A 22744-nucleotide genomic window follows, 5' to 3' on the forward strand; every position below is an offset into this window, starting at 1 on the left:
GTCGGGCGTTCGCCGTAATTTCTCTCTGGAAAACGCAACGCTTCTGCTCGTAAAAACACATCTGGCGCGAAAATCGCGCCAAATCATGGTTATGCCTTAATGTGTTTTTGGGGGCGGTCAGGAGGTGCAGCGGCTCACCACTGCCCGCTTGCCACCCATGGACAGGAATGAGATATGCAGCGACTGGCCGACAGGTGAAATAGTGATGTTTTCGTTCGACTGTTGACCGTTGGCGGTGCAGGACATGGCCACGGTAAACGTGCCTTCGTAATTGTTGATCCGTGTTATGGAGCACTGGCTGTCGCGGCTGTCAAAACGCTCGCCGGAAATGGAGAACCGCTGGCCATCGGAGCTGCACCAGTTGCCTGAGATGGGTGTCGGATCGACAGGCGGTTTTGCAGGAGCGGCACTTGCCGACGGGCCGGGCGTCGTTTCGGAACATGCTGTTAGAGCAGTGACAACGAGGGTGAGGGCAAGCAAACCGGGCTTCTGCAACAATCTTCTCCTTCATGCATCGAACAAGCTCCCTGTTAAGAAACAGATTCGGGCGATATCGCGACGCGAAGAAAATAAATCCGCTGATTACATGAAAAGGGCCGGATTGCTCCGGCCCTTCTGGTCAGGTCTTGAGGTGACGCCGGGGTTATTCCCCCGGCGCCAGATGTAGGGCTTCGATCTTGGCGCCTGCATGTTTGAGCGGACGTTCACCGGAGAGCTTGCGGATCAGCACATAGAACACCGGCGTCATGAAGATGCCGAAAGCCGTCACGCCGATCATGCCTGCAAAGACCGCGATGCCCATGGCCGAGCGCATTTCAGCACCGGCACCTGTCGATGTCACCAGAGGCACCACGCCCATGATGAAGGCCATCGAAGTCATCAGGATCGGGCGCAGACGCAACCGGCTTGCCTCGACCGCCGCCTGCACGACGCTTCGTCCGGACAGCTCCAGCTCGCGGGCGAATTCCACGATCAGGATCGCGTTCTTCGCCGATAGCCCCACAAGGACTATCAAGCCGATCTGGGTGAAGACGTTGTTGTCACCTCCGGTCAGCCAGACGCCGGTGAGCGCCGCCATGATCCCCATTGGCACGATCATGATGATCGAAAGCGGTAGGGCAAGGCTTTCATATTGCGCAGCCAGCACCAGATAGACCAGCAGCAGCGCCAGCGGGAAGACGAGGAAACCCGAACTGCCAGCCAGAATCTGCTGATAGGTCAAGTCGGTCCACTCGTAAGCGATGCCCGGAGGCAAGGTTTCTTCCGCGATCCGTTCGATGGCAGCCTGTGCCTGGCCGGACGAGAATCCGGGAGCCGGGTTGCCGTTGATATCGGCAGAAAGGAAGCCGTTATAACGGATGGCGCGTTCCGCACCCACGGTCTGCTCGACTTTCAGAAGAGCCGATAGCGGGATCATCTCGCCCGACTGCGAACGAACCTTCAGCTTACCGATATCTTCGGCATGGCTGCGATAATTCGCGTCGGCCTGAATGCGCACGCTGTAGGTGCGTCCAAAGGCATTGAAGTCGTTGACATAGAGCGAACCCAGATAGATCTGCAGGGTTTCGAACACATCGGTCACCGCTACGCCAAGCTGACGCGCCTTCGTGCGATCAAGATCGGCATAAAGCTGCGGCACATTGATCTGGTAGCTCGAATAGAGACCGGCCAGTTCAGGTGTCTGATAAGCCTTGGCGAGAAACGCCTTGGTCGCATCGTCAAGCGCTTTGAAGCCAAGCCCATTGCGATCCTCAAGCTGAAGCTTGAAGCCGCCTGTCGTGCCGAGACCCTGAACGGGCGGTGGCGGGAACATGGCGATGAAAGCATCCTGAATGGCGCCGAACTGCTGGTTCAGTTCTCCCGTGATGGCATTGGCCGAAAGTTCCGGGGTTTTACGCTCCTCGAACGGCTTCAGCGTCACGAAAACGATGCCGGAGTTCGACGAGTTGGTGAAACCGTTGATCGACAGGCCGGGGAAAGCGATGGCATTGGCCACACCCGGATGCTTGAGCGCAATGTCGCTCATGCGGCGGATCACATCTTCCGAACGGTCGAGCGTTGCCGCATCCGGCAATTGCGCGAAGCCGATCAGATATTGCTTGTCCTGTGCCGGAACGAAACCGCCGGGCACCGCACGGAACAGCACGAAAGTGACGCCGAGCAGCACGACATAGAGGCCCATCACCAGCGACTTGCGCGAGAGAATGGCGCCAACACCGCGCCCATAGGCGTTTGAACTTGCACCGAAGAAACGGTTGAAGCCACGGAAGAACCAGCCGAACAGTCTGTCCATGATGCGGGTCAGCCGATCCTTCGGCGCATCGTGACCGCGCAGGAGCAGGGCTGCCAGAGCAGGCGAAAGCGTCAGCGAGTTGAAGGCGGAGATCACCGTCGAGATCGCGATGGTAAGAGCGAACTGGCGATAGAACTGGCCGGTCAGGCCGGTGATGAAGGCAAGCGGCACGAAGACCGCAACCAGCACCAGCGCGATGGCGATGATCGGCCCGGACACTTCCTGCATGGCACGATAGGTTGCCTCGACCGGAGAGAGTCCCTGCTCGATGTTACGCTCGACATTTTCGACCACCACGATGGCGTCATCGACCACGATGCCGATGGCAAGCACGAGACCGAAGAGGCTGAGCGCATTGATGGAGAAGCCGAACACATACATCACCGCGAACGTGCCGACGATGGAAACGGGAACGGCAACCAGCGGAATGATGGAGGCGCGCCATGTCTGCAGGAACAGGATGACGACGATCACCACCAGCACGATGGCTTCGAGCAATGTGTGAATGACCGACTCGATAGAGGCCTTCACAAAGGCCGTCGTGTCATAGACGATGTCGAAATCCACGCCTTCCGGCATGGTTTTCTTCAGGTCAGCCATGGCGGCATGGACGTTTTCGGAGATTTCGAGCGCATTGGAGCCGGGTGCCTGAAACACACCCATGCCCACAGCCTGCTTGTTATCGAGCAGTGAGCGCAGGGAATAATCGGCAGCTCCCATTTCAACACGCGCAACATCGCCCAGCCGGGTGATTTCACCTTCGCTGCCTGATTTAACGACGATATTGGCAAATTCTTCCGGTGACTGGAGACGGCCTTGCGCATTGACGGAAAGCTGAAGGTCGAGACCCGAAACTGACGGCGATGCACCGATGACACCGGCTGCGGCCTGAACATTCTGCTGGCGGATAGCATTGGCGATGTCGCTTGCGGAAAGTCCGCGTTCGGCAGCTTTCTGCGGGTCAATCCAGACGCGCATCGAATAATCACCGCCGCCGAATATCTGCACCTGACCGACACCCGGAACACGGGCAATACGGTCCTTGACGTTCAAAACGGCATAGTTACGCAGATAGTTCACGTCATATCGCCCATCGGGCGAAATAAGGTGAACGACGAGCGTGAGGTCGGGCGAGCTTTTGGCTGTTGTAACGCCAAGCGTGCGCACTTCTTCCGGCAGGCGCGGTTCGGCCTGCGAAATACGGTTCTGTACCAATTGCTGGGCCTGATCGGGATCGGTGCCGAGCGCGAAAGTGACGGTCAGCGTCATGACGCCATCGGCAGTCGCCTGGCTCTGCATATAAAGCATGCCCTCGACACCGTTGATCTGTTCTTCAAGCGGCGTGGCGACAGTCTCGGAAATAACGGCCGGGTTGGCGCCCGGATATTGCGCGCGGACCACGATCTGTGGCGGCACGACTTCCGGATATTCCGAGATCGGCAGACCTGTCATGCCGATCAGACCGGCAACGAAGATCAGGACCGACAGAACGCCAGCGAAGACCGGGCGGTCGACGAAAAAGCGAGAAAAGTTCATCTGTTTATCCCCCTTAAGCGGGAAGGCAAAGACTCTCCTGGCCCGCGAGAACAAGTGTTCTCGCGGGTTTATGAGGCAGAGCATTTGCGGTTAGCGCGCGCTCAGGCGCGCCGTTTTAATTCAGCTTTTGGCAAGCGTTTCGGTGACGGGTTGCGGTGCGACGACCACGCCCGGACGAATGCGCTGCAGGCCGTTCACGACGATATTCTCGCCGGGCTTCAACCCGCTTTCGATAATGCGCAGGCCGTCATAATTGCGACCGAGAACCACCTGCCGGTATTCAACCTTGTTATCCGTGCCGACCACGAAGACGAACTTCTTGTCCTGATCGGAAGAAATCGCCCGGTCGCTCACCACCAGTTTTTCATCCGGTTCCGGCTCGCCGAAACGAATGCGGACAAACTGGCCCGGTATGAGCCTTCCATCCGGATTGTCGATTGCTGCGCGAACGCGGATCGTGCCGGTTGTTGCATCGACTTCATTGTTGATGAGCTGGATATGGCCGGAAATCGGGGTGCCTTCATCGGAAGCCGTGCCGATCTGGACGGGAATGCGCTCGATGGCGTTTCCGCCCGGCGAGGCTGCAAGCTTGGCAAGCGCCTTGGTGACGACTTCCTCATTGGCGCTGAAGCTTGCATAGATCGGATCGACCGAAACAAGCGTGGTCAGGACCGGCGAGGCGGAACTTGCCGCAACGAGATTGCCTGCCGTGACTTCCAGCCGCCCGACGCGACCGGAGATCGGCGCGCGCACTTCCGTATATTGAAGGTCAAGCTCGGCTGAACGAAGCGCTGCCTTGGCAGAGCGTAAGCTTGCCTGTGCCTCGTCATAGGCGCTGGAACGCTGGTCGAGGCCGCTTTGGGCGATCGTACGGGTGGTCACGAGCTGGCGCCCGCGTTCCAGTTCGGTCTTGGCCAGTGCAACGCGGGCTTCTTCAGCGGAAACCTGCGCTTTTGCCTTTTCGACCGCTGCCGCATAGGGCTCCGGATCGATAGTCACGAGGAGGTCGCCCTGTTTCACCAGAGCGCCTTCGCGGAAATGGGCTTTCAGGATGGCGCCGCCGACGCGCGGACGAATTTCAACCCGGTCAATCGCTTCCAGACGGCCGGAAAACTCTTCCCAGCTCACGATGCGTCGCGATTCTGCCTTGGCGACCGATACCGGCACGGCAGGCGGTGGAGCGGAAATATCGGTTGCAGCATCGGCCTTGAGGTGAGGCGCGCCAAAGAGAATGGCGCCGCCGCCGGCTGCAGACAATAGGATACTCAGGCCGGCGCCCCATAGGGCCCGGCGGGCTGTGATCGATGTCATTGTTGTATCTCCTAACCGGTGGGGGCCGGCTTCAATGTGAGCACCAGATCAAAGCTTGGGAGGACTTTCGACCTGATGTTATGCTGCGATTGGCTTTGCTCCTGCCTGCCGGAAGAAATCGGCAAACAGGTCTATAAGTTTATGTTCCTGTGGCGACCAATCAGTGCCCGCCACCTTGTTTTCAGGTATCCAGCCGGCTTTTCCGGGCAGGACATGAGACTGAACCTTCACGCCCGCCTGACGGAGACGCTCGGCATAGGCCTGCGTTTCGTCACGCATCGGGCATTGGGCGCTGGTGACAAGCAAAGTGGGTGCCAGACCAGCAAGACGCGTACACAGGGCGGGCGCAGCATAGGGGTGGGTGAAACCCGCACACTCGCCCAGATAATGCTGCCAGCCATCCGACATCGTCTGGACGGCGCTTTCCGGGCAATATTTGCGGAAAGACGCCGTGGCGAGGCAGGGGTCGAGCATGGGCGAAAGCAGTATCTGACCCTTGAGATCGGTCAGATATTGATCGCGCGCCATGAGGGCCACGCCGGCTGCAATATTGCCGCCCGCCTCTTCACCAGCGACGAACAGCATCGACTTTTTATGCGCAAATTCAGGGCAACGCTCGCGCATTGAAGTCAAGATGGAATAGGCTATCTCAAGCGCCGCCGGGAACGGGTTGAGGCAAGCCGACGAATATTCCGGCGAGACGACTACCGCACCTGCTTCGGCAAGTGTTTCGGCAACACGTTCGCAGGCACCAAGGCAGCTGACCGAAAAAGCGCCACCGTGAAGGTGCAACACCACCGGCGGTGGAGAGAGCAATTTGGCGCCCTTATAAATACGCGCCGTGCAGTTGGTGTTACCCGCCTGCATTGTCTCAACCGTAAACTTCTCGCACATCTTTCTTGGCCTTCATGTATAGCGGCAAACCGCCATGGTCAGATATTAGCATTGTCTATAGACTGGAATAGTCCCCTATAATTGGTTACACTGTCCAGAATCTCGAACAATGACGGCTTTTTGATAATGGACCAGCTCTCGGCCATGCGCGCTTTTCTCCGGGTTGTTGAAACCGGGAACTTCACGCGCGCGTCCACCTCGCTCAATATGCCCAAGGCGACGATCAGCAATCTTATCCAGGGATTGGAAGCCCATCTTCGTACAAAACTCCTCAATCGTACGACCCGCCGTGTTCTCGTAACACCGGATGGCGCACTTTACTATGAGCGCGCTGCGCGATTGCTGGCCGATCTTGCGGAACTTGACGGCAGCCTGTCGAGCGCCCAGACCTTGCCCAAGGGTCGCCTGCGCGTGGAAATGGCAAGCGCGGTCGCCAATCTCATCATCATTCCGGCGCTGATCGAGTTTCATCAGCGTTATCCCGATATCCAGATCGATCTTGGCGTATCGGACCGGCCTGTCGATTATGTGGCGGAGAACGTCGATTGCGCCATCCGCATTGGCGAGCTGGCCGACCAGTCGCTGATTGCGCGACGCATCGGCGACATGCATTTCATCGCCTGTGCTTCCGCCGAATATCTCGACCGTTGTTCCACGCCGCTGCATCCGTCCGATCTCGGCAGGAACTGCACGGTGGTCGGTTATTTCCGGCCATCGACCGGCCAGCAGATGCCGTTCCGTTTCAAAAAAGGGACGGAGGAAATCGAGGTCAACGGACGCTATGTGGTGGCGGCCAACGAATCGACCACCTATCTCGCTGCCGCTCGCGCCGGACTTGGCGTGGTGCAGGCGCCTTTGTTCATGGTGAAGGACGACATCGAGAACGGCACGTTACGCCCGGTCCTGCAGGAGTGGGAGATTGAGCCGATGCCGATCTATCTGGTCTATCCACCCAACAGGCACCTCAGCAACCGTCTCCGCGTCTTTGCGGACTGGGTGGTCAAGACAGTTGCAAAGTCTCAACTCGTGGAACAGTCCCGAGAACGATAATTAAACTTGACTATTATAGTCATATATAAGATGAGAAGCAGGTACGCAGTCTTTATGACGGCGCGCCAGTTCGTCATCCCCCCATTTGACTGGGCCCATAAAAGTTTCGAGCAATGTGGAACTTGCACCGTCTCTTCCAGAACCATGCCCGGGAGTTGAACCGGTTCTTCCGGCGCAGGGGGCACGATGCGGAAACGGCTGCCGATTTGACGCAGGATACATTCGTCCGGGTTCTGACTGCGACACCACAGACGGACAGCAATCCGCGCGCCTATCTGCATCAGGTTGCGCGCAATCTGTCGATCGACCTTTACCGGCGCGAACGGCTGTTCCAGCAGTCCGATCTCGCAGAAGACGAATGGCAGCGGCTTGCCGATAACACGCCGACGCCTGAAGCGGTCGTCTATGACCGGCAGCGTCTGGCGATCATCGAAAGCGCGCTTTTGGAACTGCCTGAAAAGACGCGCAGGGCCTTCGAGATGCATCGTCTCGACGAGAAGACGATTGCCGAAGTGGCATCGGAGCTTGATCTTTCCGTGTCGCGGACATGGACGCTGATCAAGCGCGCCTATCTGCATCTGCGCGCGCGGCTGAAGGAAGACGCCTCTTTTTGATTGCTGTTCTTTCGTCGGCAGGTGAAAATTTCCGCCGCTCGTCCGTTTCACCCATTATAGAGAGATTACTCCGGCTTACGGAGTTGCAGCGCCACGGGGAACCATTCGTTCATGGATGAAAAACTGTCGAAAAGCGAAAGGCTGTTCGAGGAGGCGCTCGACCTCGTCATCCGTATGCAGGACGACCCCGGCAATCCGGTCGCGCATGACCTTGTTGCCCGCTGGCGTGCCCGCAGCCCCGATCATGAAACTGCCTGGCGCGAGGCAATGGAAATTCACGGCATGGCCGGAAAGGTCATGCAGGCGCAACGCAATAGCGCAGCGGGCAGGGCGATGTCGCGCCGTTCGGTTCTATTCGGTGGCATGGCTGGCCTGACGGTGATTGGCGCAGGCGCAATACTAGGACCGCAGCTGGTCCTGCAAGCGCGCGCCGATTATGTGACGGCCACCGCCGAACTGCGCCGGCTCGCACTCAGGGACGGAACGCAGGTGACGCTCGGTCCGGACAGCGCCATCCGGTCGCGCTTCGGCGACCGGTATCGCCGCGTAGAGCTTCTGGCCGGCATGGCCTTCTTCGATGTCGCACCCGATACGGTGCGGCCCTTCCGGGTGACGACGGGCGATCTGGAGGTGACGGCGCTGGGAACGGCGTTCGACGTGAGCAACGATGCGGGTTATCTTGCCGTTTCCGTCGATCACGGCGCGGTGGATGTCAAGATTCGGGCGGCAGGCTTGCCCGCGCAGCCGCCGGTTGGCGCAGGTGAATGGCTGTCCTTCGATCCCCGCAGTTCCAGCTTTGAGCGTGGTGTTCGCGATGTCAGCCAGATCGCGGCATGGCGGGACGGGCTGCTGGTGGCGGATCGCGACAGCATCGCCTCTGTCGTTGCCCGTATTGCGCGCTGGAAATCGGGCCGTGTCGTGCTGGCCCAGTCGGATTTTGGCGCCGAGCGCATCTCCGGCGTGTTCGATCTTAACCAGCCGCTGTCGGCACTGGAAGCGGTGGTCGAACCCTATGGTGGCAAGGTTCGTCAGATCTCGTCATGGCTAACGATCATTTCCACTATCTGATTTTTTCCCTCTTTTTTGAAACCAGGGGAGAAAATTGCGCCAGCCCGTCCGTTTCAGACATCAGGGCCGGAAGTTAGCTGCTGCCATACGACTGCCCATTTCCATAAATGGCGGATTGGAGTGGTTGAGCTATGGGGCTTGATGTCAATATTCGGGTTGGACGGCAATTGGGAATCGGTATTCTGACGACGGCGCTTCTGGGATCGACCTGTGCCGTCGCACTCTCATTGGCGGCAAGTGTCGCCGCGCAGGCCCAGACTGCGAGGCAGACCTCGTTCAACATACCCGCCGGGTCCCTTTCGGGTGCGCTTGCCACCTTCGGCAGGCAGGCGGGTTTGCAGGTCACCTATCTGCCGGAGCTAGCCTCTGCCAAGCGCTCTGCGGGCGTTTCCGGCACGATGACATCGCAACAGGCACTGACAAGGCTTCTGTCGGGGTCGGGCATTTCCTACCGGTTCACCGGCAGCGGAACGGTTGCGCTTTCTGGCCAGACAGTCGGGGGACAGACAGTTGCGGGACAAGCTCCCCTCGATGTCGGCGGGACGACGCTTCTCGACACGATCACGGTTACGAGTGGCGGGGGCGTCGCCGCGCAGGATGCGCCTTACGAAACACCGGCGGCCACTTCGCACATTTCTGCTGAGACCATCGAGCGGTTCAGGGGTTCCAGCCCTGCCGATATTTTCCGCGGAACGCCGGGCGTGATGTCGGGCGAGGCGCGCAATGGTGCAGGCGCGGTTGATGTCAATATTCGTGGCATGCAGGGCTTTGGACGCGTTACCACCACGATTGATGGCGCGGAAAACGGCATCACCGTCTATCAAGGGTATCAGGGTCTTTCCAACCGTACCTATATCGATCCCGATTTTATCGGCGGCATCGATGTGAGCAAGGGATCCGATGCCGCCTCGCGCGGCATTGCCGGTAGCGTCGCCATCCGTACATTGAACGCGGACGATATCGTCAAGCCGGGCGACATCTGGGGCATCCGGGTGAAGGGCGAATATGCCGGAAATTCCTCGACGCCGCATGGTGGCGCCAAGGGCGGTTATCAGTGGCCCTATTCCCCGAGGGACAATCCGGTGGCCATTCCTTCCGGCGATGGCCTGGACAGACCGTCCCTTCTTTCGCCAACTGCCGGTTCAGGCAGCATCGTCGCAGCCATGAAGGAGGAGAACTACGACCTCTTTGCAGGCTATGCCTATCGCAAGCGCGGCAATTATCATGCGGGCAAGCGCGGCCCATCGGCAGAGCCGGTCAATGTCGGGCCGCGAAGGGTGTGCAACACTTCGGGAACATGGTGCGAAAACTGGCCGTCCTATGTCGAAAACGGCGGCCTCACGAATTATCGCGCCGGGGAGGAGGTGCTGAACACGCAGCTTCAGACCGAATCCTATCTGACCAAGGGGACGTTCCGCTTCGACGGCGGCCACGAGCTTCAGCTCGGCTATACCGGTTTTCGCAGCGAAGCGGGTGATCTTCTCGCCTCGCGCTTCACCGACGATCGCAGCCAGCCGGTTCAGCAGGAGCAGACATCGGGCGCCAAGCTCGATACGGGCACGCTGCGCTATCGCTGGAATCCGGACGACAACGATCTGATCGACATGAAGGCCAATCTCTGGCTAACCAGGCTCGAAATGCGCAATCCGCGGCGCGGCTCGCCGATCCCGACTTCCGAATCCGTCGGCCTTCCTTCCGGTTACAGGACCGGTGCGGACACGGTCATGTGGGGCGGCGACATATCCAATACGTCAAGTTTCGATCTGAGCCGCTACGGTTTAGTTGATCTTACCTATGGTGCTTCCTATCTCAACGAGGATACCAAGCCGAGCGGCTATACCGATCTGCTGGAAGGCTGGCTGAAACTTCCGAACGTCTCGCGTGAAGAAGCTGCCGTCTATACCAAGTTGGGCTACAAGCCGGTGGACTGGCTGACACTGAATGCGGGCCTGCGTTATTCGCACTACTCCTCACATAACCGGGGCGAGAGCTCCAATGTGGAAGAGGAGCCGAGTGATCGTTCGCAAGGCGGGATAAGCCCGACGGCGGGCGTCGTGGTCGAGCCTTTCGACGGCGCGCAGCTTTACGTCAACTATTCCAATGCGCTGCGTTTCCCGAGCACGGTCGAATCCATGGGTGTTTTCACCGTGATCCAGCCGGACCTCGCGCCCGAGCGGGGCAATAACTGGGATATTGGCGCAAACCTGAAGCGGAACGATGTTTTCCAGAGCGATGATAGGCTCATGATGAAGCTCGGTTACTTCAACTGGGACATCAAGAACTATATTTCCCGCGAATGGTGGAGCAGCCCTCTCGGTTATTCCAGCATGCGGATTCACAATATCGACCGGGCTCGCTTTTCAGGTCTTGAATTTTCGAGCCGGTACGAAGCCAGAGGTTTTACCGCCGATCTGTCGGCCAACTATTATCTCGATGTGGAGTTTTGCCGCACGGCAGATACATGCGGAAACAAGTCGCTTTATGGAGACTATGCGACCAACCATGTTCCGCCGAAATATTCCGTCGATCTGACACTGTCGCAGAAAATGCTGGAAGACAGGCTGACACTTGGCGGGCGCGTTTCGTATATTGGTCCACGTGCCATCGGCCATGGCGATGTGACGGCGACGGGCGCCAGCGAATTCATCTCGCAGACACGATGGAAGCCTTATGCGCTGGTGGATGTTTTCGCCGAGTACAAGGTCACCGACAGCCTGACTGCGACAGCCCGCATCGAAAATCTGACGGATCAGTATTATGTCGATCCGCTGGGGCTGGTGAACCAGCCCGGACCGGGCCGCACTTTCTATGCAGGCCTGACGAGCACGTTCGGCGGTGACCAGAAACTGCCGCAACTATCGCCCTTCTCCCGCTGGCAGGACACTGCGCCGGGCGTTGACTGGACCGGGTTCTATGCCGGTGTCCATACCGGCATGTCATCGGGGCGGACATGGGGCACCACCACGGCGCTCAACGGTAGCGCCGACCCCATTTCCGCCTCTGAATCGGCCGATCGCGGCTTCGGTACCGCGCCGCTCTATGGCGTTCAGGCCGGTTACAACTACCAGCTCGGCAACCGGGTCGTGCTCGGCATCGAAGCCGATGTCAGCAAGACGCGTATGCGTGGTTCGCAGACGGCCATGATGCAGGAGGAATGGCTTCAGCCGATCAATGACGTGGCGGGCATCCAGTCAGTGACCCATTACGACATCGACTGGACCGGTTCGGTTCGCGGCCGTCTCGGCTATGCGCTCGACAATCGCTGGCTCGTCTACGGTACTGCAGGCGTTGCCTTCCTGCATGAAAGACAGACCCGCGATCAATATCGCTACACGCAGGACATGATGGGCCAGAAAGACACAGCCATGTTTGCCGTCGATCAGTCCTCGGGAACGCGCGCTGGCCTGACGGTCGGTGGCGGCGTGGAATACGCGATCAACGACCGCTGGTCGGTAAAGGCGGACTACACCTACAGCCGGTATGGAAACCGCAGCTTCAATTTCGAAAACGGACGCGCGGGAACCAGCGGCAACTACACCACGACCGAGCAGGTCGGGACGGAGATCGTGCCGCCGGAGCCATTCATCTGCGAAATCCTCGGGGGGAAATTCTGCGAGCCGAGGGAGCGCCCGATTTACGAAACCGTCGAACATCAGGGAAGTTCCGGTGTCGTGAATGGACGCAAGGCATCGAACTCTCTCGATACGCACACTGTGAAGGTTGGTCTCAATTTCCACTTTTAGGCTGAAATGCGGAACGACGGAAGTTCGCAAGGTCTTTCGTCGGCTGTCCGATCGGTTGATTGAATCAAAACAGGGAAAAACGTCATGTCAGAAGCCGTCATTATCCGACACCCCGCTCTTCTTCGATCGAAACGTCTGAAGGTGCGGACGGCAGAGACGCATGAACGGCTGGATCAGGGCATCATGCGTGGAAATCCCTTCGCGAGCCGTGATCGCTACGGGCTTTTTGCAGCGGTGCAATATCTGTTCCACCGCGATATCGACGCGCTCTATGACGACGAGGCACTTGATGCGCTTCTGCCCGATCTGAAAGGTCGACGCCGTTTCGCGCAGATTGGCCAGGATTTGGACGATCTGGCGCTGCCGCATCCGCCAGCGGATGGCGAACCGGCATTCATCGCCCAGCAGGCGGTTGATATTCCGACCGCCCTTGGCTGGCTCTATGTGGCGGAAGGCTCCAATCTTGGCGCCGCATTCCTGCTGAAAGAGGCGGAAAAGCTCGGGCTTCATGAAAAGTTCGGCGCCCGTCATCTGGCCGGTGCACCGGAAGGGCGCGGGTTGCACTGGCGGACCTTTACCGCAGCGCTGGACGAGATCGCACTGAGCGAAGCCGAGGAAGACCGGGTGGTCGCGGGTGCGGAGACAGCTTTCCGTCGTGTTCATGCACTTGTGCGGGAGATGTTCGAATGAACGCTGTCGACCTATCGACCCGTAACGGGGATTTCACACCTGGCGTAACAGCGCGTTATCCCGACGAAAGACAACGCGCGGGTTATCTAGCGCTCGGCTTTCTGCTCAGCGGGGCTGCGCTGGTTGGCTTGCAGGTCTGGTTGATGCCGTCCGCCCTGTTTGGCTTCTGCGCGCTGCTTTGTTTCATCCAGTTGTCATCGCGGGCCCTGCACTGGCTCGAGAGCAATCGTATTGCGCGTCGCACGCTCTCGCTCTGGCGAAGGCTCGGCGCGTTTTCGCGTCTCTTCCGGCTGTCGGTCCTCGCCTTGATCGTCATGCTCTGCATCGTTGCGCTGGCACTCGGCTCACGCCCCTTCTGGCATTTCGAAATGGCGATCAACGTACTGCTTTGCGCGGGCCTGCTTCTGTTCGTCGGATCGCAACGACGGGTGGAAGCGTGCGTCTGAAGCACCAAAGGACATAAGTCAGTTCGACATGAAGCATATTGAAGACGATCGGAGTTTCGGCAACGGCTTTTCGGAGTTTACCCTGTGGGCCGGCGCCGGACTCATGGTTCTGTCTATTCATGTTGGCATGGCGCTGTGGCTCTTGCGTGATGCCGCGATGGTCGCTGCTGACGACATGCCGCCAGCGGCGATCATGATCGAGCTTGCGGAAATGCCGGAAGCGCAAGCGACGGAAGAAAACGAAGTCTCTCCCGATCAGGAAACAGCGGATGCCAGCGCGCCTGCGGAAAATGTGGAAGAGCCGATAGAGGAGCCGGAACAACCGGAGGAAATAGCCGAACAGGAGCCGGAGCCGGTTGAGGACGAACAGACGGAAGAACTGGTTCAACTGGACAAGATCGAGGTTCCACTGCCGATTGCAAGGCCAAAACCGCCGGAACCGGAAAAGAAAATCGTTCGGAAAGAAGAATCGAAAAAGAAGCCGGTCAAACGGCGCCAGCAGGAGCAGGCCGCATCGCGGCAAGTAAATCAGGCGCAGGCGCAGGTGACCCAATCCAGTCGCAACGCGGCAAGCCAGTCGGCATCGGGCCTGTTTGCGTCTTCGGTCAGTCCGGCCCGCTGGCAGTCGCGGCTGATGGCGCATCTGGAGCGGCGCAAGCGTTATCCCGCGGGCGCAAAGTCTCGTCGCGAGGAAGGCGTCGTCTATGTTCGCTTCCGCATCGACGAAACGGGCAAGGTGCTGTCGGCTTCGCTGGCACGCTCGTCGGGCTTTCCCGAACTCGACAGCGAAGTGCTGTCGCTGGTGCAGCGTGCCTCGCCGGTTCCCGCACCACCGCCCGATGTCAACAGGACGATCACGGCGCCGGTGAAGTTCTCGCGTCGTTGATCCCTGGCTCGGGGTGGCTACCGCGCGCAGCGACGCTTGTTGAGCCTGACCTTGATCTTGTCGGGAGAGCTGCTTTTCGCCTTGTGTCCCGACGAGACGATATGCGCGCGCACCGTGCAATCGCCTGCGAGAACCTCGAAATTATTGGAGCGGATATACATAACCGTATTGATTGGCTGGTCGGGCATTTTCTGCGCGACGGCGTGGACGACAGCAGTAACTTCCTTCGCCCTTTGTTTCGAGCTGCCATTGCTGGCAGCCAGCGCCGGGCTGAGCGCGGATGAAAATGCGAATATGCTCGCAAACAGAAAAGCAGCCTTAGCTTTCTTCATTGGCATGGCCTCCGATTGAGCTGGAATTGAATGGACCAACATAGGCCCCAATTGCGTCAATACCAGTACCGGAAAGCCGTTTTACGCGCTCTTTGTCTCGCTTATGCCGTTTGCGATGCGCTTGACAGTGGTTACGACCAGAAGCAGGCAAAGGAGCGGCTGCAGCCAGAAAATCCACTCCGGGAGGCTGCCGTCAATGGCGATCCAGGCGCCGAGTACGCCAAAGACGACGGCGCGGTCGCTTTTGCCCATCGGGCCGTCATAGCGGCGGCTTGCACCCACGGACGCACCGGCAACGCCTGCAAATTCCGTGAGGGTGGCCAGAAAGATAATCGCGAAAATCCATGGGCCGGTAAACGGCGCAACCAATGCGAAAGGCGCATAGAGGGCCGCATCGGAAACCACGTCACCGATCTCGTTGAGATAGGCGCCGAGCGTCGATTTCTGTCCGTGTTCGCGCGCCAGCATTCCGTCGACAGCGTTCAGCGCCATGCGCAGGAACAGCCAGGCCGGGACGAGTGCAAACCATGCCGCATTTCCGCTCCACACCAGAAAAGCGCCAAGTATGATCGAGACGAGCGCGGCGGCGACTGTAACCTGATTGGCCGTTACACCGCCTGCAGCAAGTCGCACGACAAGAGGTCTCAGTAAATTCTGGAAACGCGACTTGAGTTGATAAACCGACATCAAGAATCTCTTGGGAAACGAAGAATAAGTATTGAACAGCTATTTGCGGTTCGCTCCAGCTCGTTTATTCAAACATTTTGTTTCACTCAATAGAAATTGGGGGCAATTGTCCCATGAGGAAACATCTGGAGAGGGGATGGCATGAACGAGCACGCAAAAAACCGGCATCGCGCGGCGCAGGAAAGCCAGTTCGTCACCCATGACGGCACGTCGCTGTTCTACCGTTTCTGGCCGGCAATTTCCGGCAGGCCGAAAGGCGTGATTGTCCTCCTGCATCGTGGCCATGAGCACAGCGGACGCGTCACACACCTCGTCGACGAGCTGGGGCTGGACGACTACGCCTTCTACGCATGGGATGCGCGCGGTCACGGCCAGTCGCCGGGCGTGCGCGGCTTCTCGCCGTCCTTTGGTGCGTCGATCCGTGACCTCGACAGTTTTGTCACCCATATCCGTCAGGAAACCGACACGGCCATCGAGGACGTGGCAATCATCGCGCAGAGTGTCGGTGCGGTTCTGGCTGCGGCTTGGGTGCATGATTATGCACCGAATATTCGGGCGCTGGTGCTGGCTTCGCCCGCTTTTGACATCAAGCTCTATGTGCCATTCGCCAAGGAAGGCATCGGCCTTTGGCAGAAGCTGAAAGGCACGTTCTACGTCAATTCCTACGTCAAGCCGCAATTCCTGACCCACGATCCGGAGCGCATTGAATCCTATCGCACCGATCCGCTCGTCACGCGGCCCATCGCGTCGCACATCCTGCTGCAACTCTACGAGACGGCAAAGCGTGTGGTGGACGATGCGCGGGCGATTACCGTTCCGACGCAACTGCTCATTTCCGGTAGCGATTTTGTCGTGCGTCCCGCACCGCAACATCGCTTCTTCGAGAATCTCGGCAGCCGCATCAAGGAGCGGCATGTTCTGAAAGGGTTCTATCACGACACGCTGGGCGAACGGGATCGCAAACCGGCAATCGAACTCATTCATGATTTCATCGAGGCCCGTTTTGCAGAAAAGCCGCAGCGCGCCGATCTGACCGAAGCGCATATTGCAGGCCACACGCGCGACGAGGCCGACCGGTTGTCGAGCCCGCTGCCTCTTTTGACGGCACAGGGGCTTTACTGGGCATCGACACGCGCTTCGATAGCCTTCGGTGCGTTGTTTTCAGAAGGGTTGAAAGTCGGCAAGCGCACCGGTTTCGATTCCGGTTCGACGCTCGATTATGTCTATGAGAATGAAGCGCGGGGCCTTGGGCCGGGCGGCAAGCTCATCGACAAGCAATTTCTGGAAGCGATCGGCTGGCGCGGCATTCGCCAGCGCAAGGTGCATCTGGAAGAACTGATCGGTGCGGCGATCAAACGGCTCAAAAGCGAGGGCCGCTCGACCAATATTCTCGACATTGCCTGCGGCCATGGCCGTTATGTCATCGATGCGGTGGTGCGTGCGGATGCCATGCCGGACAGCATTCACCTGCGCGATTATTCGCCGATCAATGTACTGGCGGGCAACAAGCTCATCAGGGATCGCGGGCTGGAAGCCATTGCTCATATGGAAGAGGGCGATGCTTTCAACGAGGAAAGCCTTGCAGCGGTAACGCCGCAGCCGGACCTCGCCATCGTGTCCGGTCTTTACGAACTTTTCCCCGATAATGCGTTGATTAATCGTTCGCTGTCAGGGCTTGCCCGCGTGCAGAAGCCCGGCTCATTGCTGATCTACACCAACCAGCCATGGCATCCGCAGCTTGAAATGATCGCGCGGGCGCTGACGTCGCATCGTGGCGGCGAGGCATGGGTCATGCGCCGCCGCACGCAGGGCGAAATGGACCAGCTTGTCGAGAAAGCGGGTTATCGCAAGATCGAACAGCGCGTCGATCAGTGGGGCATTTTCACTGTCTCGATTGCGGAGCGCGTGGGAGACGGCGAAGCGTGACAGTACACTTGACGGAACTTGACGGATCTTCGCGGCGGCCTGTGATCCGTCGCGCGATCCTTTGGCTTCTGTTTCTCGCGCCCTTTTTCTACCTGACCTACGGTACGGCCAACTGGCTCGCATCGCAGCAAGGTCACGTGCCGAACCTTGCTTTCGGATGGGAAAGCCAAGTTCCGTTTATCGCCTGGAGCATCGTTCCCTATTGGTCGGTCAATCTGTTTTATGCGATTGCGCTTTTCATCAATGACAGTCCGGACCAGGTGGACCGGCTGGCAAAGCGCTATCTGACGGCGCAGATTATTGCCGTTCTCTGCTTCGTCGCTTTTCCGTTGACCGCAACCTTCGTAAAGCCGGCAACGGCTGGTCTTCCGGGCTTCATGTTCGATGTGCTTGGCGGCTTCGACAAACCCTTCAATCAGGCGCCTTCGCTGCATATCGCGCTCTTGATTATCATTTGGGACCAGATGCGCCGCGTGATGGGCGATGCCATGCGCGTGATCTGGCATGTCTGGTGTCTGCTGATCGGCCTGTCGGTGCTGACCACCTATCAGCACCACGCGGTCGATATTCCGGCAGGCGCTTTGCTCGGCCTGTTTGCCTTGTGGCTTTTTCCACGCAATGGCCCTTCACCGCTCGCTGGTTTTCAGTTCACATCAGACCCCAAAGCCAAAAGGGTCGGATTTTACTATCTGGCAGGTGCGATCCTGTTTCTGGTGCTCGCCATACACGGCCTGACCGTCACGGGCTATGCGATTTTCTGGCTCTGGCCGGCAACCGCACTGACCATCGTGGCGTTTGGCTATTTCGGTGCAGGTGCTGGCATTTTCCAGAAGCAGACAGATGGATCGGTCAGTCTTGCAAGCCGCTGGCTGCTTTGGCCCTACCGGCTTTTTGCCCGGCTGAATGTGCGGTTCTGGACACGCAAGCTGCCGCCGCATGTCGAGCTTGCCGACGGGGTGTTTCTCGGGCGTTTTCCAAAGGCCGCAGAACTCTCATCCTTTGCGGCCGTCATTGATCTTGCTGCTGAAATGGTGCCGCCACCCCGTTCTATCGAATGGAAAAGTTTTGGCACGATTGATCTGGTCGCGCCGTCATCGGAAAAAGTGCAACTGGCTGCCGATACCGTTGAAGCCGCACGCAACCACGGCCCGGTTCTTGTCTGCTGCGCGCTTGGTTTTCAGCGCAGCGCAACAGTTGCGGTTGCTTGGCTCGTCTCTACTGGCCGTGCCGCCGATGCGCGGGAAGCTGAAGCGCTCATCCGCGCCAGAGGCTGGCCGATCCATCTGCATCTGGCCGGGGGACTGGCATGAATACGCCTGCAACCTCTATGGCAATTGTTCTGCGCCGCAATGGCCTTCTCGGCATTGCTTTCGCAGTCGTTCTTCTTGCGGTCGCACCTTGTATGCGCCCGGCGCATGATCTGGCTTTCTGGTTGATCTGGCCGTTGCTGCTTGCAAGCGCACTGATCATGCTGGGTATCGCTGCGCATCTTCTGTTCGATGCTGCGCTCTTCAGGTTGATCGCCAGTTCCGGTGAAAACGGCCTGGCTGAAGTGGACCATATTCTGGAGCGCATGGGCCTGCGCTCCAATGACGGCACGGTCCGTCCGCTTGCGGCAAGGATTGAAGGCTCGCGACGGATCATGGGGCGTCTGCGTTTCTTCATGGGGCTTGGTATTGTACTTTTCATTCTGTTGGCCACAGTGCCATTGGGTCAGGGGCTGTGACATGCGGGAACTGATCCGCCATCAGGTGCAATCGATTTTCGGTTCGTTTCTGGCAATCCTGTCGCGCGGGATTACCGGCGTGCGGCCAATCTGGAGCGGCACTGGTCCGTCGCGCAATCAGCGCATCTATTTTGCCAATCACACAAGCCATGGCGATTTCATCCTGCTTTCCTCCTGTCTCGATCAGGAAGAACGCGCGCGTACCCGTGCTGTCGCTGGTGCCGATTACTGGCGGGGCAACCGCGTGCGCCAGTTCATGGCCGAAGTTCTGTTGCGCACTGTGCTTGTTGAGCGCAACTGGGTGGAACGCACGCAAGACCCGATGGAGGTGATGCTGAAGGCGCTGGCCGATGGCCATTCGCTCATCATCTTTCCCGAAGGTACGCGCAACATGACCGACGAGGCGCTGCTGCGCTTTCGTTCCGGCATCTATAATCTGGCGCTGGCGCGCCCCGATGTCGAACTGGTGCCGTGCTGGATCGAAAACATGTCGCGCGTGCTGCCCAAGGGCGCCATGCTGCCGGTGCCGCTTCTGTGCCGGGTCATTTTCGGTGCGCCGGTGCAGCTTGGCGACGGCGAGGACCGCAAGGAATTTCTCGCTCGTGCCCGCCAGAGCCTTCTCGATATTCAGCCTCAGAATGGTAATCACTCATGAGTGAAACGACCCGATTATTCCTTGGCCTCATGGGCGTTTTGACAACGGCAAGCGCCGTTGCCGGTGTTCTTTCATGGCGCGCGCCGAAGCCGCTTTCATCCACGCTGGTCAATCTCAATGCCCGCATCAAGGCGTGGTGGATCATGGTCGGCGCCATGTGCATCGCCTTCCTGTTCGGGAAGGGTGGTGTGATCGTGCTGTTCGCGCTGATCTCGTTTGCCGCCTTGCGCGAATATGCGACGCTGACGCAGACACGACGCGCCGACCATCGCGTGCTGCTCGGCATGTTCCTGCTGGTCATTCCGGTGCAATATTATCTGATCTGGATCGACTGGTACGGGCTCTATTCCATCTTCATCCCGGTCTATTGCTTCCTCGCCATGCCGGTTCTGACAGCCCTTTCAGGAGATACGTCGCGCTTTCTGGAGCGCATCAGCGAGCAGCAATGGGGCATCATGCTGTCGGTCTATTGCATCAGCCATGTGCCCGCGCTGATGACGCTGGATATTCCCGGTTTTGACGGCAAGAAGCTGCTGCTGATCGCGTTTCTGGTGGCCACGGTGCAGGGCAGCGATGTGCTGCAATATATTTTCGGAAAGCTGTTCGGAAAACATCGCATCGCGCCCAGCATATCGCCATCCAAGACCTGGGAAGGGTTTGTGGGCGGGGTGGCCGCAGCCTCGCTTCTGGGGGCAGGTCTTGCATGGCTGACGCCGTTTTCGCCGGTTCAGGCGGGTGCCCTTGCGGCGACGTCATGCATCATGGGCTTCTTCGGCGGGCTCGTTGCTTCCGCCATCAAGCGCGATCGCGGCGTGAAGGACTGGGGCCACATGATCGAAGGACATGGCGGTATGCTCGACCGCGCCGACAGCCTTGTCTTTTCAGCCCCCGTCTTCTTCCATATCGTGCGTTATTTCTGGACCTGAGTATCCTGCGCAAAACCGCGCCGCACTTTTGCTGGAAGCTTCTGGCCGGTCAGGGCAGCTTCAAGGCGATGAACTGCGAAACCTGACTGTGGTTGAAATTGTTGTCGGAAGCGAGGATCAGCGTTTTCTTGCCGTCGACCATCGGTCCGAAGGTGACGGCCTCGATATTGTCGATGTCGATGCCGAAATCGCCTTCGTTGAGCTGGAGGAGAAGTTTCTTGCCGAGCGGTGCCACCGACTGATTTGCCAGTGAGGGCACATCCTTCACATTGCTGGCGCCGTCGAAGGATGCGCGGTAAAGCGAAATGCGATTGCCCACGCCCATGGCAAAGGAGCGCTCGACGGTGAGGAGATCGTTTCCGTCGGCAACGAATTCCGACAGGCCGTTATCGTTCCAGAAGGGCGGCAGCGTCGCCTTGGTGAAGATCGGGTCGGTGTCATAGGCATATTCTGCCGTCACATTGCCCGAGGCGAGGTCAAAGGCGATGATGCGTGAACGGCTGCCGTGGTCGAGCGTCGCCTTGTCTCCATCCTGTATCAGGGCGTTTTCCGTTCCCGCCAGAAGCGTCTTTCCGACCGGTGTGATGGTCAGGCTTTCAAAAGACAGATTGTTGCGGATGCCGCGCGTCTTGCCCTCGTCGGGAATGTAGGCTTCCGGCAAAGCAAATTCGCGAATGAAGCTGCCGTTGGTCTTTGCTTCGCCGATAAAAGGCCTGCCATTCCTATCGCCTTCGCTCGACCAGTAGAGCGTGCCGGTCTCCCCGTTGAAACGGATGCTTTCAGGGTCCACATCCTTCAGTCCAAATGGTTTGCCAGCCTTGTCCAGAAGCGTGACAGTTTCCAGAATATCAAGGCTTTGCACGCCGGAACCGTCGATGGCGAGCTTGAGCTTGTAGAAGCGCGCAGGTGCGTTTTCCGAGCGGTCGTCGGAAATGGCGTAATAGACATCCTCTCGCGGATCGTAATCGAGGCCGGAAATTCCACCGAATTCAATGCCGCCAATTTTCAAGCCGGTCGGCAGCGTGATAGCGCCGATAAGTTCCGGCGTCTGCATTTCCTGTGCCGAGGCGCTGGTGGCAAGGGCAAGAAACAGTGCAACAAAAGGTGCTTTCATGGCGGATATCCGTTCGATCAGGAAAGTCACCGGATAGTCGTTCTGTTTGACAGGAAGATGAAAGCCGGTCTCAAACCCTGTCGGCGGTGCGCGCCGGTTCTTCCCTGTCGATCAGATGGGAAGGTGCCGCAAACTGCAGCAGCTTGTTCTTGTTCGTGATCTTGATCGCGGAGGCCTGCACGCTGACGCCATGCGAGCCAAGCGTCGCAAAATTGCGCGACAGGTTTTCCGGCGTCATGCCGAGATAAGCGGCAAGGGTCCGTTTCTCATAAGGGATCATCACGACTTCCGCGCCGTTGTTCAACAGCGATTCCTTGACGATCCAGTTGGCGAGGCGTTGCACACTGCTTCGAAGCTTCTGCGCCTTCAGTTCCTTGACCAGACGGCGATAAGAGCGTGCGGTTTCAAAGACGACCGAACGCATGAAGCCGACATCCTCGCTCATCAAATCCCGGACCAGGCTGGAGGGCACCATCAACACGCGGGTCGGCGTCAATGTCTGGGCGGTCTGCAGGCACACATCGTCATTGAGCACGGCTGCCAGAATGAAGATGTCGTCGGCGCGCAGTATCTCCAGCGCGGTCTCGCCATCATCCGATTTCGCCGACATCAGCACAAGGCCGTCGAGGATCGCGAACAGAAAATCCGCAGGCTCGTCTTCCTTGATCAAGGTCGTCCGAGGCGGAAATGACTGCACGAAGCTCGGACGCATGATCCGCTCGAACGTGGCGTCTGCCATATCCATAAAGAGCGGCAAATTCCTCAATGCGTCGATGTCTTCTTTCCGCATTAAACCTCACTTTCACCCTCAAGTTTTTACCGGACAATTATGCTTGATAAATATCAA

Annotated in this window: 20 protein-coding genes; 12 read left to right on the top strand and 8 right to left on the bottom strand. The window is 58.6% G+C overall.

What is annotated here, in order from left to right; genetic code table 11:
• Nucleotides 1-117: 117 nt before the first annotated feature.
• From F9K94_RS08470 to F9K94_RS08485, 4 genes are all read right to left on the bottom strand, one after another.
• Nucleotides 118-495, bottom strand: coding sequence for a hypothetical protein (locus F9K94_RS08470; RefSeq protein WP_151644896.1), 378 nt, complete (start codon nucleotides 493-495; stop codon nucleotides 118-120).
• Between the two features lie 148 nt (nucleotides 496-643).
• A complete protein-coding gene (locus F9K94_RS08475) occupies nucleotides 644-3829 on the bottom strand; it encodes an efflux RND transporter permease subunit (RefSeq protein WP_151644897.1) in 3186 nt (1061 codons plus the stop codon).
• A gap of 120 nt (nucleotides 3830-3949) precedes the next feature.
• On the bottom strand, nucleotides 3950-5140 hold the full coding sequence (locus F9K94_RS08480) for an efflux RND transporter periplasmic adaptor subunit (protein WP_151644899.1): 1191 nt from the start codon (nucleotides 5138-5140) through the stop codon (nucleotides 3950-3952).
• A gap of 78 nt (nucleotides 5141-5218) precedes the next feature.
• The gene (locus tag F9K94_RS08485) at nucleotides 5219-6034 is read right to left on the bottom strand and encodes an alpha/beta hydrolase (RefSeq protein WP_151644901.1); all 816 of its coding nucleotides are present in this window, start codon (nucleotides 6032-6034) and stop codon (nucleotides 5219-5221) included.
• Nucleotides 6035-6160: 126 nt separating this feature from the next.
• Here F9K94_RS08485 and F9K94_RS08490 point away from each other — a divergent pair, with 126 nt between their 5' ends.
• The 7 genes from F9K94_RS08490 to F9K94_RS08520 all read left to right on the top strand — a co-directional run bounded on the left by F9K94_RS08490 (nucleotide 6161) and on the right by F9K94_RS08520 (nucleotide 14531).
• Complete coding sequence (locus tag F9K94_RS08490; protein WP_151644903.1) at nucleotides 6161-7084, top strand: LysR family transcriptional regulator; 924 nt, start codon at nucleotides 6161-6163, stop codon at nucleotides 7082-7084.
• Between the two features lie 113 nt (nucleotides 7085-7197).
• Nucleotides 7198-7698, top strand: a complete 501-nt coding sequence (locus F9K94_RS08495; protein WP_151644905.1) for an RNA polymerase sigma factor — start codon at nucleotides 7198-7200, stop codon at nucleotides 7696-7698.
• A gap of 111 nt (nucleotides 7699-7809) precedes the next feature.
• On the top strand, nucleotides 7810-8766 hold the full coding sequence (locus F9K94_RS08500) for a FecR family protein (RefSeq protein ID WP_151644907.1): 957 nt from the start codon (nucleotides 7810-7812) through the stop codon (nucleotides 8764-8766).
• 131 nt (nucleotides 8767-8897) lie between these two features.
• The gene (locus F9K94_RS08505) at nucleotides 8898-12509 is read left to right on the top strand and encodes a TonB-dependent receptor domain-containing protein (RefSeq protein ID WP_151644909.1); all 3612 of its coding nucleotides are present in this window, start codon (nucleotides 8898-8900) and stop codon (nucleotides 12507-12509) included.
• Between the two features lie 84 nt (nucleotides 12510-12593).
• Nucleotides 12594-13199, top strand: a complete 606-nt coding sequence (locus tag F9K94_RS08510) for a biliverdin-producing heme oxygenase (protein ID WP_151644911.1) — start codon at nucleotides 12594-12596, stop codon at nucleotides 13197-13199.
• A complete protein-coding gene (locus F9K94_RS08515; RefSeq protein WP_151644913.1) occupies nucleotides 13196-13645 on the top strand; it encodes a DUF454 family protein in 450 nt (149 codons plus the stop codon). Before F9K94_RS08510 ends, F9K94_RS08515 begins: the two co-directional genes overlap by 4 nt.
• A 28-nt stretch (nucleotides 13646-13673) precedes the next feature.
• A complete protein-coding gene (locus F9K94_RS08520; protein WP_151644915.1) occupies nucleotides 13674-14531 on the top strand; it encodes an energy transducer TonB in 858 nt (285 codons plus the stop codon).
• 17 nt (nucleotides 14532-14548) lie between these two features.
• Here the strand turns inward: F9K94_RS08520 and F9K94_RS08525 are convergent, their stop codons facing one another.
• Both F9K94_RS08525 and F9K94_RS08530 read right to left on the bottom strand, forming a co-directional pair.
• Entirely contained in the window at nucleotides 14549-14863 is a 315-nt protein-coding gene (locus F9K94_RS08525; RefSeq protein WP_151644917.1) for a hypothetical protein, read from the bottom strand.
• 81 nt (nucleotides 14864-14944) lie between these two features.
• Nucleotides 14945-15550: a CDP-alcohol phosphatidyltransferase family protein gene (locus tag F9K94_RS08530; protein WP_151644919.1), complete on the bottom strand. Its 606-nt coding sequence runs from the start codon at nucleotides 15548-15550 to the stop codon at nucleotides 14945-14947.
• 141 nt (nucleotides 15551-15691) lie between these two features.
• Here F9K94_RS08530 and F9K94_RS08535 point away from each other — a divergent pair, with 141 nt between their 5' ends.
• Genes F9K94_RS08535 through F9K94_RS08555 form a run of 5 tightly spaced genes read left to right on the top strand, consistent with a single transcriptional unit; the run spans nucleotide 15692 to nucleotide 20783 of the window.
• Nucleotides 15692-17476 carry a bifunctional alpha/beta hydrolase/class I SAM-dependent methyltransferase gene (locus tag F9K94_RS08535; RefSeq protein WP_151644921.1) on the top strand — a complete coding sequence of 595 codons (1785 nt, stop codon included), beginning with the start codon at nucleotides 15692-15694 and terminating at the stop codon, nucleotides 17474-17476.
• A complete protein-coding gene (locus F9K94_RS08540; protein WP_151644923.1) occupies nucleotides 17473-18786 on the top strand; it encodes a phosphatase PAP2/dual specificity phosphatase family protein in 1314 nt (437 codons plus the stop codon). Before F9K94_RS08535 ends, F9K94_RS08540 begins: the two co-directional genes overlap by 4 nt.
• Complete coding sequence (locus F9K94_RS08545; protein WP_151644925.1) at nucleotides 18783-19202, top strand: hypothetical protein; 420 nt, start codon at nucleotides 18783-18785, stop codon at nucleotides 19200-19202. The genes F9K94_RS08540 and F9K94_RS08545 overlap by 4 nt, the downstream gene beginning before the upstream one ends.
• A 1-nt stretch (nucleotide 19203) precedes the next feature.
• Nucleotides 19204-19857, top strand: coding sequence for a lysophospholipid acyltransferase family protein (locus F9K94_RS08550; RefSeq protein ID WP_151557045.1), 654 nt, complete (start codon nucleotides 19204-19206; stop codon nucleotides 19855-19857).
• Nucleotides 19854-20783 (top strand): phosphatidate cytidylyltransferase, encoded by a 930-nt coding sequence (locus F9K94_RS08555; RefSeq protein WP_140020885.1) that lies wholly within the window; start codon nucleotides 19854-19856, stop codon nucleotides 20781-20783. Before F9K94_RS08550 ends, F9K94_RS08555 begins: the two co-directional genes overlap by 4 nt.
• A 49-nt stretch (nucleotides 20784-20832) precedes the next feature.
• Here the strand turns inward: F9K94_RS08555 and F9K94_RS08560 are convergent, their stop codons facing one another.
• Together F9K94_RS08560 and F9K94_RS08565 are read right to left on the bottom strand one after the other, a co-directional pair.
• Nucleotides 20833-21897 carry an esterase-like activity of phytase family protein gene (locus F9K94_RS08560; protein ID WP_151644927.1) on the bottom strand — a complete coding sequence of 355 codons (1065 nt, stop codon included), beginning with the start codon at nucleotides 21895-21897 and terminating at the stop codon, nucleotides 20833-20835.
• 70 nt (nucleotides 21898-21967) lie between these two features.
• Nucleotides 21968-22687 (bottom strand): cyclic nucleotide-binding domain-containing protein, encoded by a 720-nt coding sequence (locus F9K94_RS08565; protein ID WP_151644929.1) that lies wholly within the window; start codon nucleotides 22685-22687, stop codon nucleotides 21968-21970.
• Between the last annotated feature and the right edge of the window lie 57 nt (nucleotides 22688-22744).

The sequence above is a fragment of the Brucella tritici genome, from assembly GCF_008932285.1.
GTDB classification, from domain to species: domain Bacteria; phylum Pseudomonadota; class Alphaproteobacteria; order Rhizobiales; family Rhizobiaceae; genus Brucella; species Brucella tritici.